The 12,286-nt window shown below is 61.4% G+C and carries 11 protein-coding genes (1 of these 11 cut by a window edge); 5 read left to right on the forward strand and 6 right to left on the reverse strand.

Annotation, left to right across the window (positions count from 1 at the left end; translation table 11 throughout):
• From DJFAAGMI_RS12695 to cysS, 5 genes are all read right to left on the reverse strand, one after another.
• Window positions 1–88, reverse strand: partial view of an aspartate kinase gene (locus DJFAAGMI_RS12695; protein ID WP_003057587.1) — the 5' portion only. Its footprint begins 1,178 nt before the window's first position; the window shows 88 of its 1,266 coding nt (coding positions 1–88); it begins with the start codon at window positions 86–88; its stop codon lies beyond the left edge, outside the window.
• A 93-nt stretch (window positions 89–181) separates the two neighbouring features.
• On the reverse strand, window positions 182–1,192 hold the full coding sequence (gene tilS, locus DJFAAGMI_RS12700; RefSeq protein WP_211457937.1) for a tRNA lysidine(34) synthetase TilS: 1,011 nt from the start codon (window positions 1,190–1,192) through the stop codon (window positions 182–184).
• 139 nt (window positions 1,193–1,331) lie between these two features.
• The gene (locus DJFAAGMI_RS12705; protein WP_003057594.1) at window positions 1,332–2,309 is read right to left on the reverse strand and encodes an acetyl-CoA carboxylase carboxyltransferase subunit alpha; all 978 of its coding nucleotides are present in this window, start codon (window positions 2,307–2,309) and stop codon (window positions 1,332–1,334) included.
• A gap of 60 nt (window positions 2,310–2,369) precedes the next feature.
• Window positions 2,370–3,212, reverse strand: coding sequence for a DNA-3-methyladenine glycosylase family protein (locus tag DJFAAGMI_RS12710; RefSeq protein WP_211457433.1), 843 nt, complete (start codon window positions 3,210–3,212; stop codon window positions 2,370–2,372).
• Window positions 3,213–3,262: 50 nt separating this feature from the next.
• Window positions 3,263–4,648: a cysteine--tRNA ligase gene (gene cysS / locus DJFAAGMI_RS12715; protein ID WP_211457434.1), complete on the reverse strand. Its 1,386-nt coding sequence runs from the start codon at window positions 4,646–4,648 to the stop codon at window positions 3,263–3,265.
• Between the two features lie 221 nt (window positions 4,649–4,869).
• On the opposite strand from cysS, the gene DJFAAGMI_RS12720 reads away from it, so the two are divergent.
• The 4 genes from DJFAAGMI_RS12720 (at window position 4,870) to DJFAAGMI_RS12735 (ending at window position 7,651) form a co-directional block, all read left to right on the forward strand.
• Entirely contained in the window at window positions 4,870–5,421 is a 552-nt protein-coding gene (locus DJFAAGMI_RS12720; RefSeq protein ID WP_019043728.1) for a tetratricopeptide repeat protein, read from the forward strand.
• Between the two features lie 131 nt (window positions 5,422–5,552).
• The gene (locus DJFAAGMI_RS12725; protein WP_211457435.1) at window positions 5,553–6,137 is read left to right on the forward strand and encodes a peptidylprolyl isomerase; all 585 of its coding nucleotides are present in this window, start codon (window positions 5,553–5,555) and stop codon (window positions 6,135–6,137) included.
• A gap of 69 nt (window positions 6,138–6,206) precedes the next feature.
• Window positions 6,207–6,734 carry a peptidylprolyl isomerase gene (locus DJFAAGMI_RS12730; protein WP_003057608.1) on the forward strand — a complete coding sequence of 176 codons (528 nt, stop codon included), beginning with the start codon at window positions 6,207–6,209 and terminating at the stop codon, window positions 6,732–6,734.
• A 119-nt stretch (window positions 6,735–6,853) separates the two neighbouring features.
• Window positions 6,854–7,651 carry a UDP-2,3-diacylglucosamine diphosphatase gene (locus DJFAAGMI_RS12735; protein ID WP_211457436.1) on the forward strand — a complete coding sequence of 266 codons (798 nt, stop codon included), beginning with the start codon at window positions 6,854–6,856 and terminating at the stop codon, window positions 7,649–7,651.
• A gap of 190 nt (window positions 7,652–7,841) precedes the next feature.
• Here the strand turns inward: DJFAAGMI_RS12735 and DJFAAGMI_RS12740 are convergent, their stop codons facing one another.
• A complete protein-coding gene (locus DJFAAGMI_RS12740; protein ID WP_211457437.1) occupies window positions 7,842–9,488 on the reverse strand; it encodes an acyl-CoA synthetase in 1,647 nt (548 codons plus the stop codon).
• A gap of 562 nt (window positions 9,489–10,050) precedes the next feature.
• On the opposite strand from DJFAAGMI_RS12740, the gene dnaG reads away from it, so the two are divergent.
• Window positions 10,051–12,042 carry a DNA primase gene (gene dnaG / locus DJFAAGMI_RS12745; protein ID WP_211457438.1) on the forward strand — a complete coding sequence of 664 codons (1,992 nt, stop codon included), beginning with the start codon at window positions 10,051–10,053 and terminating at the stop codon, window positions 12,040–12,042.
• Window positions 12,043–12,286: the final 244 nt, after the last annotated feature.

Below are 12,286 nucleotides of genomic sequence, written 5' to 3' on the forward strand. Positions count from 1 at the left end.
CCCATTTGGCCACACGCTTGGCGACGTTGCGGATGCGCTCTGTCGAGCCCATCGAGGTGCCGCCGTATTTATGAACGATCAGTGCCATTGGATACTAAAGGGTGACGAAACAGCAGCCACGGCGCAGATCACAAAGGTTTTGGCGCGCCGGCGGTTTTCGTACAGGTAAAAAAACCAAAACCTAGGAATTGTACCAACCGAGACTTGTCCCCTGGCGCTCCACAAAACCCCGCCCCACCTTGATGTGGATGCGGTGCCCTCGCGTAGTGCAAACGCCGACCTGCGCCATGAGTTGCGCAAGCTGCGCCGCCGTCGGCGTGGTGTCATGCGCGACACGCAGCCAATAGCGCAGAACATTGCCCAGGCGTGCCTCACTCAAACGCTGCAGCGCCTTGATAGCTGGCGGCAGTCCCACCATCTGCAGGTCTGCCGCAGCCTGCTCGTCCAGCAGTTCGGACGCCTGGGCGCAATGGGCGCTGCTGCGTGCGAACGTGCTGCGGAACTGCGGAAAGACCTGCTCCAGCACCGGCAGCAGCTGAGCCCGGATGCGGTTGCGCGTGTAACCCTGATCGGTATTCGTCGGATCCTCGACCCAGCTCAAACCCCTGAGCCGCAACCAGTCTCGCAGCGCCTGCCCGGGCACTGCCAGCAAGGGTCTGAACCACTCCAGCCCCGCTCTTTGCCAATGCCCGGGCATGGCCGCCAGACCGGCCACACCTGCACCACGGGAGAGCGCCAGCAGCAAGGTCTCGACCTGGTCGTCGGCATGCTGGGCCAGCGCCATGGAGCGCACCGCATCCAGCGCATGACCGTTTGCAGCCAGCCAAGGCTGGCCGGCCGCCTGAATCAAGGCTGCATAGCGCCCCTGACGCGCCGCGTCTTCGGGGCTTTGCCCCTGCATATTGCGCGCATCGATGGCGCAGACCTTGAGGGCAATGCCGTGCCGGGCGCACAGTTGCTCGCAGTGCTGCTGAAAACCATCGGCTGCAGACTGCAAACCATGGTGCACATGGATCGCCCTCACCTGCCCCGGCCAGCGCGCATGGCAGGCCAGCAGCAGAGCCGACGAATCGGCTCCGCCACTGAAGGCCACAACCAGCGGCAGCGCTGGATTGAATGCAGCCACCGCGGCATCCACCCGACCGGCCGAAGCCGCCAACAAGTCAGCATCTGACTGGGCTTGCATGAACAACAAACTCCCTCTTTCCAATTCAATAGCAGCTAACGCTTACTCAGCAAGGGTTTAAGGCGCATTTCGCGCATAAGCTCTCGACAAAAACAAATGGCTCCCGAAGGAGCCATTGTGCGCAAGCGGCATCAAGCCAGCCTGATCAGCGGTTGTCGGCCTTGGTGTCGGCAAACTTGCCGTAGCTCTGAATGCGATCGTAGCGACGATCCTGCAGCTCCTTGGGCTTGAGATCGGTCAGCTGGCGATAGGCATCGCCCAGTGCACGCTTGAGGAAGGCACCCATTTGCTTGTGATCGCGGTGAGCACCACCCACAGGCTCATTGACGATCTTGTCCACCAGACCCAGCGCCTTGAGGCGGTGGGCGGTAATGCCCATGGCATCCGCTGCTTCCTGGGCCTTTTCACCCGTCTTCCACAGAATGGAAGCGCAGCCTTCGGGGCTGATCACCGAGTACACGGAATATTGCAGCATCAGCACCTGGTCGGCCACGGCAATCGCCAGCGCACCGCCCGAGCCACCTTCACCGATGATGGTGGTGATGATGGGGGTCTGCAGCTGCGCCATTTCGTAGATGTTGCGACCGATGGCCTCGGACTGACCACGCTCCTCGGCATCGATACCGGGGAAGGCGCCGGGCGTGTCCACGAAAGTGAACACGGGCAGCTTGAACTTCTCGGCCGTCTTCATCAGACGCAAGGCCTTGCGATAACCCTCGGGACGCGTCATGCCAAAGTTACGCAGCGTGCGCTCCTTGGTATCGCGGCCCTTTTGATGACCGATCACCATGCAGGGCTGGCCATTGAAGCGTGCCAGGCCGCCGATGATGGACTGGTCATCCGCAAAGTGGCGGTCGCCATGCATTTCGACAAAGTCGGTAAAGCACTCGCGCACATAGTCGAGCGTATAGGGGCGCTCGGTATGGCGGGCAATCTTGGTGATCTGCCAGGGGGTCAGGTCGCTGTAGATGTCCTTGGTCAGCTGCAGGCTTTTCTTGCTGAGCTGATCGATCTCTTCCGAGATATCTACTGCGCTTTCAGTCTGCACATAGCGCAGTTCTTCGATTTTGGATTCGAGTTCTGCAATGGGCTGCTCAAAATCCAGAAAGTTCTTTTTCGCCAACGTATTTCTCCTTGTGCCAGCCTGTTGCAATCCTTGCAATCGGCCAGTGGACAGATGTCATCAAGCCACAGGCTGCGCCTCGAGCGAGCGCCAAATATACCAAGTTGCAACCGTACACCACGGTTTCCAAGCCTCGGCAACTTCACGGGCATCGCTGCGACTGACAGGATCGCCCGAAAAATGATTGAGAGAGATGCCCTGTATCAAACCGGCATCGTCCAGAGGCAGCACATTGGGCCGCCCCAGGCAGTAAATCAGAAAATTCTCGGCCGTCCAGCGACTGAGACCGCGTATGGACATCAGCTCGGCGATGATGACCTCATCGCTCATCTGAGCCCATTCATCCATGTGCAGGCGATGTTCGGTGAAGTGCAGAGCCAGATCGACCAGATAGTCGACCTTGCGGGCCGACAGTCCAGCGCCACGCATATCGTCCACCTTGAGCCTGAGCACCTGCTCGGGCTGCATGGCAGCAGGCAGCTTGGCGAACTTGTTCCACAAGGTCTTGGCCGACTTTGCCGAGATCTGCTGCCCGATGATGGAGCGGGCCAAAGTGGCAAAGGCCTGCTCCTGCCCGCAGGGCAGCAGCGCCTGGCTGCCGAGCTGCGGAATCAATCGCTTGAGCACGCGATCGCGGCGCATGAGCTGGCGGCAAGCCTCGGCCCAGTAGGCAGGCACGCCATCAGGCAGATCCAGATGGATCTTGGGTGCAGCCACCTTGGGCGCTGCAGCCAGCTTGGCTGGCGCCAGGTCCTTGCCGGCCGGCCCCGCAGGCTGAACCATGGCCGCAGCCCCCAAAGGAGCGACAGGCAAAGGCGCAGCCGGCCCCATGGGCACGGGCAGATCGGCAACCAGCGGCAGCTGCTCGAACTCCATGGTGTCCAGATGCTTGACCGCGCTCATGCACGCCCCTTCGCACTGTTCACACAGTTGATGGAATATTGCATGCAGTCTCAGCCCTTGGCGGCCGATTCCCAGGTCGTACCTGCGGCAGAGTCCTTGAGGACGATGCCCTGCTCAAGCAGTTCCTTGCGGATGCGGTCGGCCTCGGCCCAGTTCCTGGCGGCCTTGGCTTCTGCGCGCGCGGCAATCAGGGCCTCGATCGCGGCAGCATCCACACCTTCGGCACCGGCCTGCAAGAACTTCTGTGGCTCGGCCTGCAGCAGACCCAGGCATGCGCCCAATGCCTTGAGCAAGCCCGCCACCTCGGGCGACTTGCTGCGATTGACTTCAGCGGCCAGCTCGAACAGCACAGCCACTGCCTCGGGCGTGCCGAAGTCTTCATCCATCGCCGCTTTGAAGCGGGCGGCATAGGGATTGCTCCAGTCGACCTGCATCTCTGCGGGCGCCACCAGATCCAGAGCGGTATAGAGGCGCTTGAGCGCTCCACGCGCATCATCGAGATGCACGTTGGAATAGTTCAGCGGGCTGCGGTAGTGGCTGCGCACGACGAAGAACCGGATGGTCTCGGCGTCGTATTCCTTGAGCACGTCGCGGATGGTGAAGAAGTTGCCCAGCGACTTGGACATCTTCTCGTTGTCGACGTTGATGAAACCGTTGTGCATCCAGGTCCGCGCAAACGGCTTGCCGGTCGCACCTTCGCTCTGGGCAATCTCGTTCTCATGGTGAGGGAACTGCAGGTCTGCTCCGCCGCCATGGATGTCAAAGCTCTCGCCCAGCAGCTCGCAACCCATGGCCGAGCATTCGATATGCCAGCCGGGGCGGCCTTCGCCAAACGGACTCTGCCATTTCACATCGGCCGGCTCGTCCGCCTTGGCCGACTTCCACAGCACAAAGTCCAGCGGGTCAAGCTTGCCGTCGGCCACGGCCACGCGCTCGCCGGCGTTGAGCTCGTCCAGCGACTTGCCCGAGAGCTTGCCGTAGCCCGCAAACTTGCGCACGGCATAGTTCATATCGCCATTGCCGGCCTGATAGGCCAGGCCCTTGTCCTGCAGCTTGGCGATCATGCCCAGCATCTGCGGCACGTATTCGGTGGCGCGCGGCTCCAGCGTGGGGCGCTCGATGCCCAGCGCATCCGCGTCCTGGTGCAGAGCATCGATCATGCGATCGGTCAGACTGCGTATGGTCTCGCCGTTTTCCACCGCACGTCGGATGATCTTGTCATCGATGTCGGTGATGTTGCGCACATAGGTCACCTTGTAGCCGCTGGCGCGCAGCCAGCGCTGCACCACGTCGAAAGCCACCATGGAGCGTGCATGGCCCAGGTGGCAGAGGTCATAGACCGTCATGCCACAGACGTACATACGCACATGGCCCGGCTCAAGCGGCGAAAACGATTCCAGTGCACGCGACAGCGTGTTGTAGATACGCAAACTCATGAATCTTGAAATAGGGAGAGAGGGTGGCGAGCAGCAGCACTGGTCATGCCTGCGATGCATAAACCGTGCCTGCCATTCCCTGAGGCTGAAAAATGCGCACTAGCATCCAGACACATCCCGGTCCGGCCACACGCCTAAGCGCCGCACACCCCTCAGCTACAATTCCCCGCAGTATAAGCTCCCGCCGCAGCGCAGTTTTGCGGCGCAATGAAAGCACCTACATGCCTGTACGCAACTTGTTCAGTACCGCAGCGCGTGCGGCAGCCCTGGCTGCCTTGCTCGCTGCAGGTAGCGCCCACGCCGACGATTACACGGATGTTGCCCAGTTGCTCAAAAGCGGCAAAACCCAGCAGGCACTGCAAAAAGCGGACACCTATCTGGCCAAGAATTCACGCGACCCGCAAATGCGTTTTCTGCGCGGTATCGCGCTGAGCAATGACGGCAAGACCGAAGACGCGATCACGGCTTTTCGCCAGCTGACCGAGGACTATCCCGAGCTGCCCGAGCCCTATAACAATCTGGCCGTGATCTATGCACGCCAGGGCGATCTGGATCGCGCCCGCTCCGCACTCGAAGCCGCCGTGCGCAACAATCCGAACTATGCCGTGGCGCACGAGAACCTGGGCGATATCTATGCCCGCCTGGCCTATCAGTCCTATGCGCAGTCCCTGGCCAAGGGCGGCCGCCCCGCAGCCCTGAACCCCAAGCTCAAGCAGCTCAAGGACTTGCTGCAACCCGCAGCCTCTCTTGCAACACCTGCCCCGGCCCGCTGAATCCGCTTTTTGTCATCCCGCCCTCCTCCCTCTTGTGAAGCCGGCCGGCGCCCTCAGCTGCCTCAAACCGGTTTTTTTGCAGCCGCTGTCCAGCGACCCTGCCCAAGACTCACTTACCCAGGAATATGACCATGCTGAATTTCCGTCGAAACAGCCTCAAGGCCCTGTCCGCGATTGCGCTGACAGCCACTGTTTTCGCAATCCCCGGCCTGGCCCAGGCGCAGTCCAAGGTGCAGCTCAAGACCAGCATGGGCGATATCGTGGTCGAGCTCAACGATGCCAAGGCCCCCAAGAGCGCGGCCAATTTCCTGCAATATGTGCGCGACAAGCACTATGACGGCACGGTGTTCCACCGCGTCATCGACGGCTTCATGATCCAGGGCGGCGGCATGGACGCCAATCTGAGCGAGAAGCCCACACGCGCGCCGATTCCGCTGGAAGCCAGCAACGGCCTCAAGAACGACCGCGGCACGATTGCCATGGCGCGCACCGGCAATCCCAACTCCGCCACCTCGCAGTTCTTCATCAATGTGGTGAACAACGACATGCTCAACGCACCCAAGCCTGATGGCTATGGCTATACCGTCTTCGGCAAGGTCATCAAGGGCATGGATGTGGTGGACAAAATCCGCGCCGTGGCTACGGGCAACCGTGGCATGCACCAGAATGTGCCCACCACGCCGGTAACAATCCTCTCCGCCACCGAAATCAAGTAAACAACCGGGCAGCGCTGCCCAAGCCGGGCCGCGCCAGCCTCCTTACTCCATCCTCTAGAAAGCACAGACATGAGCAATCCCCAAGTCGAACTGCACGTGACCATCAACGTGGCCGATACCGCCACCCAGGGCGTGATCACCCTGGAACTGGACGCCGTGAACGCGCCCAAGTCCACCGAGAACTTCCTGAACTACGTGAACCAGGGCTTCTACAACGGCACCATCTTCCACCGCGTGATCAAGAACTTCATGATCCAGGGCGGCGGTTTCGCGGCCGACATGAAGCAAAAGGACACCGCGGCTCCCATCGAGAACGAAGCCAAGAACGGCCTGAAGAACGACAAGTACACGATTGCCATGGCTCGCACCAGCGATCCCCACAGCGCAACTGCACAGTTCTTCATCAACACCGTGGACAACGGCTTCCTGAACCATACCGCCCCCACCGGCCAGGGCTGGGGCTACGCCGTGTTCGGCAAGGTGGTCAAGGGTGAAGAAGTCGTGGACGCCATCAAGAAGGTGCGCACCACTCGCAAGGGCTTCCACGACGACGTGCCTTTCGACGCCGTGGTGATCGACAAGGCGATCGCGATCTAACCCCCTGAGGCGCTGCGCGCCTTCCCCCAAGGGGGACGACGGCCTCGCTGCGAGGCGGCTCTTGCTTGCCGCCTCTCGCTCGGGGCCGTTATTGTTTTCAGGCTGCCCACCATCATCACATGACTGAATCTTCAGATCCCCGCACGACGGCTCCTCAGGTGGCGCAGCTGCAAGGCGCACCCGGCTGGCGAGCCATCGACTTTATTTCCGATCTGCATCTGCAGCCTTCGGAGCCGCAGACGGTCGAAGCCTGGCGCAGCTATCTGACGCGCAGCACGGCCGATGCCATCTTTATCCTCGGCGATCTGTTTGAAGTCTGGGTCGGTGACGATGCACTCGATGAACCCGGCAGCTTCGAGGCCGAATGCGCCGCCGTGCTGCGCGAGGCGGCGCAGCAGCGCCCGCTGTTCTTCATGGTCGGCAACCGCGACTTTCTGGCCGGCGACGAGTTTCTGCGCCGCAGCGGCATGAGCGGGCTTTCCGACCCCACGGTATTGCTGTGGGCAGGCCCCAGCATCCTGATCAGCCATGGCGATGCGCTATGCCTGGACGATGTGGAGTACCAGCAATTCCGCGCTGTTTCGCGCTCCGCCGCCTGGCAACAGCAGTTGCTGGCCCAGCCGCTGGCCGTGCGCCGCGCGATCGGCAGATCGGCACGCAGCGAAAGCGAGCAGCGCAAGCAAAGCGGCGCACCCTACGCGGATGCCGACGCGCAGATGAGCAGCACCTGGATGCAGACCGCGCAAGCGCCCTGGATGATTCACGGCCATACCCATCAGCCCGCCGACCACGCGCTGGGCAATGACCAATGGCGCATCGTGCTCAGCGACTGGCATATCGATGCCGATACACAGCGCAGCGAGGTGCTGCGCGTGACGCCCGAAGGCTGGCAGCGCATACCTCCCGAACTGGCGTGACGCACCATCCAGCTGCCGCTATCTCATTCAGAGCTTATTGCGCAGGCTATTCATAGATTTCAGATTGAAAACTATCCAAGTTCTATGAATAACAAGCGCTAGCAGCTATCAAATTTGCTGATCTGACAGACATAAAGAGCCCGCTGCCCACCTAGCTGAGGCATCGGACCTTGGGGTCGGCGGCGGGATCTCAGACCGAGATGGCGGAAGCCGAGCCTGCCTGCTTGCGCAGCTCGAACTTCTGGATCTTGCCCGTGCTGGTCTTGGGCAGCTCGCCGAACACCACCGCGCGCGGCACCTTGTAGCCGGCCAGGTGCTTTTTGCAGTGGGCAATGATGTCTTCGGCCGTAGTCTCGGCTCCGGCTTTGAGCTCGATGAAGGCACAGGGCGTCTCGCCCCATTTGGGGTCGGGCTTGGCCACCACGGCCGCCGCCAGCACGGCGGGGTGGCGGTAGAGCACATCCTCCACTTCGATGGACGAGATGTTCTCGCCTCCCGAGATGATGATGTCCTTGCTGCGATCCTTGATCTGGATATAGCCGTCGGGATGCTGCACGGCAAGGTCGCCGCTGTGGAACCAGCCGCCGCGGAAGGCTTCCTGCGTCGCTTGCGGATTCTTGAGATAGCCCTTCATGGCGATATTGCCCTGGAACATGATCTCGCCCATGGTCTGGCCGTCACGCGGCACGGGCTGCATGGTTTCAGGGTCCAGCACGGCCGCAGAGCGCTGCAGGTGGTAGCGCACGCCCTGGCGCGAGTTCAGGCGGGCGCGCTCGCCGATATCGAGCACATTCCAGCTCTCATGCTTGGCGCAAACCGTGGCCGGGCCATAGGTTTCGGTCAGGCCGTAGACATGGGTGATGTCAAAGCCCATGGCCTCCATGCCCTCGATCATCGATGCGGGCGGCGCTGCCCCTGCCACCATGGCCTTGACGCCGGCGGGCACGCCCTGCTTCATGGCAGCCGGCGCATTCACCAGCAGGCTGTGCACAATGGGCGCGCCGCAGTAATGGCTCACGCCGTGGTTGCGGATGGCATCAAAAATCGCCTGCGCATCCACTCGTCGCAGACAGACATTGACCGCCGCGCGTGCGGCCACCGTCCAGGGGAAGCACCAGCCGTTGCAGTGGAACATGGGCAGCGTCCACAGATAGACAGCGTGCTTGGGCATGTCCCACTCCAGCACATTGCTGATGGCATTGTTGTGCGCGCCGCGATGGTGATAGACCACGCCCTTGGGATTGCCCGTGGTTCCGCTGGTGTAGTTCAGCGCAATCGCATCCCATTCGTCGCCGGGCCATTGCCAGTCGAAACCGGCATCGCCCTGGGCCAAAAAGCTCTCGTAGTCGGTGGCACCGATCTGCTCGGCCGCCTCGCCGTAAACCGGGTCTTCGACCTGGATCACATAGATGGGCGCGGTGCTCTGGCGCAGCTTGAGCGCCCTGGCCATCAGAGGCGCGAACTCGGGGTCCACGATCAGGGCCCTGGCTTCGCCATGGTCGAGCATGAAGGCCAGAGTCTCGGCATCCAGCCGGGTGTTGAGCGTGTTGAGTACGGCACCGGCCATGGGCACGCCAAAGTGGGCCTCCACCATGGGCGGTGTATTGGGCAGCATCACGGCCACGGTGTCGTTCTTGCCGATGCCGATTTTCTGCAGGCTGCTGGCCAGCTGGCGGCAACGTGCATAGGTCTGCGCCCAGTTCTGGCGCAGGTCGCCATGAACGATGGCCAGGCGCTCGGGGTAGACCTCGGCCGTGCGGGCAATAAATCCCAGCGGCGTCAGCGCGGCATGGTTGGCGGTATTCGGGGTGAGGTTCAGATCGAAAGAACTTGTCATGTTTGTCTCCTGAGCGTTTTGTACTCCAGCATCCGTCACGCCAGGCTTACAACCGAGCGCCATGCAAGTCTGTTGTGATCCAGGTCAAGCCGGATTCCGCCTGGCTCTCGCACACAGAAACCAGAGCAGCGCAAAAGGTCATTGATCAAACCAATACTTTCAACAGCTTCTGAAATTCAATAAATTAATTGAAAATCAAATACTTATGAAAACAATCAGAAACCCCATCATTCCTCAAGCAGTGGCATCTCATGCAAGTCATCTATAAGACATCATTTATCTGACAGAGCAACCACCCAGACCTTGAATCGCTTTTAGAATGCGCACATGTTTTTGAGGATCTGACTGCCCACGCTGGCAGGCCAGGCCGGCATCTCTCCCGCACGGAGCCGGTCGCATGCCTCAAAACTGTGTGGCGGAGGAGACGTTTTAGAGGAGAGCCTGGCAATGATCCAGGCATCAGGAGACCTGAGCCTGCACCCATCGGTGCAGGCTTTTTTTTGCCCGCCCTCCTCATTCCTGCCGCGCCATCGGCCATTGCCGAAAAAGGCAAAATACGCGGGTGGCCATTCCCCAATCATTCATCCAAGAGTTGCTCTCCCGCGTCGACGTGGTCGACATCGTGGGCCGCTATGTGCAGCTCAAAAAGGGCGGCGCCAACTTCATGGGCCTATGCCCATTCCATGGCGAAAAATCGCCCTCTTTCACGGTCAGCCCCAGCAAGCAGTTTTTTCACTGCTTTGGCTGCGGCAAGAACGGCAATGCCATCGGCTTTCTGATGGAGCATGCCGGCATGGGCTTTGTCGAGGCCGTGCAGGAGCTTGCCAATCAATGCGGCCTGCAAGTGCCGCAGGACGACATCAGTCCGGCCGAGCGCCAGCGCCAGGCCCAGCAAAAGCAGAAAGCCGAGACCCTGAGCGACCTGCTTGAAAAAGCCGGCGAGTCCTATCGCAAACAGCTCAAGGCCGCACCCAAGGCCATCGAGTATCTGAAAAAGCGCGGCGTCTCGGGCGAGGTCTCCAAGCGCTTCGGCCTGGGCTATGCGCCTGCAGGCTGGCATGGCCTGGCCAGCGTATTCGCCGAGTACGACAACCCGCAGCTTGAAGAATGCGGGCTGGTCATCGTGGGCGAGGACGACAGCCGCCGCTACGACCGTTTCCGCGACCGGCTGATGTTCCCGATTCGCAATGTCAAAGGCGAATGCATAGGCTTTGGCGGCCGGGTGTTTGGCGATGAGAAACCCAAATACCTGAATTCCCCCGAAACTCCGGTCTTCCACAAGGGCCGAGAACTCTACGGCCTTTACGAGGCCCGCCAGGCCCTGCGCGACATGGGCTACGCCCTGGTCACCGAAGGCTATATGGACGTGGTGGCGCTGGCCCAGCTCGGCTTTGCCAATGCCGTGGCCACGCTTGGAACGGCCTGCACGCCGGAGCATGTTCAAAAGCTGTTTCGCTTCACCGATGCCGTGGTCTTCAGCTTCGACGGCGATAACGCGGGCCGGCGCGCCGCGCGCAAGGCGCTGGATGCGGCCCTGCCGCTGGCGACCGACACGCGCTCCATCAAATTCCTGTTCCTGCCTTCGGAGCACGACCCCGACAGCTTCATCCGCGAATTCGGCCCCGAGGCCTTCTCGCGCTATGTGGGCGATGCCACGCCGCTGAGCCGCTTTCTCATCGAATCGGCCAGCGAGGGCTGCGATCTGGGCCAGACCGAAGGCCGTGCCCATATGGCCAGCAACGCACGGCCGCTGTGGTCGCTGTTGCCCGACGGAGCCCTCAAGCGCCAGCTGCTCTCCGAAATCGCAGCCCTGGCCCAGCTGGACTCGCGCGACCTCACCGATATCTGGGCGCAGGAAACCGCACGCACAGCCCCCATTGCCCGCCGCGCACCTGCCCCAGCACCCTCCGGCCCTCAGGCACCGGAATGGGATGCGCCACCGGCCAGCTGGGAAAGCGCCCCCGACTGGGCCGATGCTGCGGCACCAGCCCCCTCCTACCCGAGCCAGGGCGGCGGCGGCAACTGGTCGGGCCGCAAGGAATTCGGCCGCCAGCGCAAGCCCTGGGGCAAGAAGGGCGAGGACTGGAACCCGCCGCAGCTGGGCCCGCGCCCCACGCCGGTCAGCCGCGAAGACCAGGCCGCTCGCCTGCTGATGTGTCACATGGAGTTCATGGAAGAGATGACCCATGAGGATTTCGATGCCCTGGCGCGCTGCAACCAAAGCCATGCCCCCTTGTTCCGCTGGCTTGAAGCCCAGTTCACCGAGTCCGGACCCCGTTCTTGGGCGGTGCTGCGCGAGCAATTGCAAGGCTCGCCCTGCGAACCGCTGGCCAGCAAGCTGATGAGCGGCGCCCATGCCAACCCCGAGGGAGAAGTCGACGAGTTGCGCAAGGAATTGCGCGGCACGCTGAATCTGATCCTGGTGGATCACCTCAAGCGCGAGGAAGCCCAGGCACTCAAGGAGATCGCCACCGACCCCACGGCGGCAAGGCGTTACATAGAGTTTCAACAGCGGCGAAAAAATTTATCTGTAATTATTAGCTCCACCTCTTGACATCTTTAAAAAAGGTATAATTTAGAGGTTACAGGCAAGAGCGACAGCAACACCTCCGACCCGGGCCCCGTGAAGAAATCACGTGATGGCAGCAACTGCATGGCCCATTTCTCGCAAGGATTGCATACCAAATGATCGCCCCAACATCTTGCCATGGAGTCTTTGTGCTCCACCGGACAGGCTAGGCCTGTTCTTGCGCCAGCTTTGATGGCGTTTGTTTGCATTTTCCGTTTTCCTTTGTGTG

The sequence above is a fragment of the Comamonas brasiliensis genome (assembly GCF_018292285.1).
Classification (GTDB): domain Bacteria; phylum Pseudomonadota; class Gammaproteobacteria; order Burkholderiales; family Burkholderiaceae_C; genus Comamonas; species Comamonas brasiliensis.

Coding starts and splice junctions, on each gene's coding strand:
- DJFAAGMI_RS12740 (WP_211457437.1), bottom strand. CDS start 9,488: ATGACAAGTTCTTTCGATCTGAACCTCACCCCGAATACCGCCAACCAT.
- DJFAAGMI_RS12710 (WP_211457433.1), bottom strand. CDS start 3,212: ATGAGCGCGGTCAAGCATCTGGACACCATGGAGTTCGAGCAGCTGCCG.
- DJFAAGMI_RS12725 (WP_211457435.1), top strand. CDS start 5,553: ATGCTGAATTTCCGTCGAAACAGCCTCAAGGCCCTGTCCGCGATTGCG.
- DJFAAGMI_RS12720 (WP_019043728.1), top strand. CDS start 4,870: ATGCCTGTACGCAACTTGTTCAGTACCGCAGCGCGTGCGGCAGCCCTG.
- DJFAAGMI_RS12735 (WP_211457436.1), top strand. CDS start 6,854: ATGACTGAATCTTCAGATCCCCGCACGACGGCTCCTCAGGTGGCGCAG.
- DJFAAGMI_RS12730 (WP_003057608.1), top strand. CDS start 6,207: ATGAGCAATCCCCAAGTCGAACTGCACGTGACCATCAACGTGGCCGAT.
- cysS (WP_211457434.1), bottom strand. CDS start 4,648: ATGAGTTTGCGTATCTACAACACGCTGTCGCGTGCACTGGAATCGTTT.